Raw genomic sequence first — 1226 nt, 5'->3', positions numbered from 1 at the left:
TGAAGTGACCCAATGAAATAAGACAAGGAAAAAACACCTCTTATACCGTATTTAATTTAAATACGAATATACGGAGGTGTTTCTTTTATGGGAACGAGAAAATCTTATTCAGAAGAAATTAAATGGAAAGCAATCGAGCTGAAAAAACAAGGATACACAAATAAAGAAATTATGGAACAATTAGGAATTAAAAATAAAGCACAGATTAAAACTTGGATGAAGTGGCATCGTGAAGGTGAAACGTATCGTTTTAGTCGCCCTGTAGGAAAACAAAGTACGCTACAAAAGGCTAGTGAAGGAGGTATAACTGAAATCGAGAAACTTCAGATAGAGAATCGGAAATTAAAAATGCAACTAGATATTTTAAAAAAGTACCAAGAAATCGAGAGGAGTTGGTTAAAGAAGTAGTTGTAGAAGTAGTGGAGTTGATGAAAGATGAGTACTCCATTAAAGAGATATGTATATTAATTGGTATACCTCGTTCTACTTATTATCGATGGAAAAATAAAGTGAAAGATGTAAAGGAAGCAAAATTAGAACAGGCTATTTTGAAAATTTGTATGACAAATCACTTTCGATATGGACATCGAAAAGTTACTGCTTTATTGAAACGAAAATATAATTATCACCTAAATCGAAAAACCGTACAAAAAATAATGCAAAAGAAAAATTTACAATGTAGGGTTAAAAGAAAGAGAAGAACCTGGATCAATGGAGAAAGTAGAATTGTTGTAGAGAATCTCTTAAATAGAAATTTTCAAGCTAACAAGCCAAATGAAAAATGGGTTACAGATATTACATATTTGCCATTTGGTACAGAGATGTTGTATTTATCAAGTATTATGGATTTATATAACAATGAAATCATTGCGTATGAAATAAGTAACAGACAAGACGTAACACTTGTCTTAAACACAGTTGAGAAGGCGATCAAACTAAAACAAAAGACTCAAATTATACTACATAGTGATCAAGGGGCCGTGTATACCTCCTACGCTTTCCAAACGTTATCTAAAGAGAATGGCATTACCACAAGTATGTCCCGTAAAGGAAATTGTCATGATAATGCCGTAATAGAATCTTTTCATTCCTCATTGAAATCTGAATTGTTTTACTCCCAAGAAAAACAAATACATTCAACTTCTACTCTCAAACAACTCATTCACGATTACATTGAGTATTATAATACGGAACGTATTCAAGAAAAGTTAAACTACCTGTCTCCT

The 1226-nt window shown here is 32.0% G+C and carries 1 protein-coding gene; it reads left to right on the top strand.

Features of this window, described 5'->3' with window-relative positions; translation table 11 throughout:
• Positions 1–87: 87 nt before the first annotated feature.
• Positions 88–1226 (top strand): IS3 family transposase gene (locus COL05_RS28455; RefSeq protein ID WP_180233486.1). Its coding sequence is split into 2 segments (ribosomal slippage), with 1140 coding nucleotides annotated over them: positions 88–385 and positions 385–1226; the frame shifts between segments, so codons are not numbered across the junction. This gene is flagged as partial in the annotation.

It is taken from the genome of Bacillus sp. AFS059628, from assembly GCF_002571225.1.
GTDB lineage: Bacteria > Bacillota > Bacilli > Bacillales > Bacillaceae_G > Bacillus_A.
The sequence above is the reverse complement of the archived record's forward strand: the minus strand, read 5'-3'. Positions and strand labels throughout refer to the sequence as shown.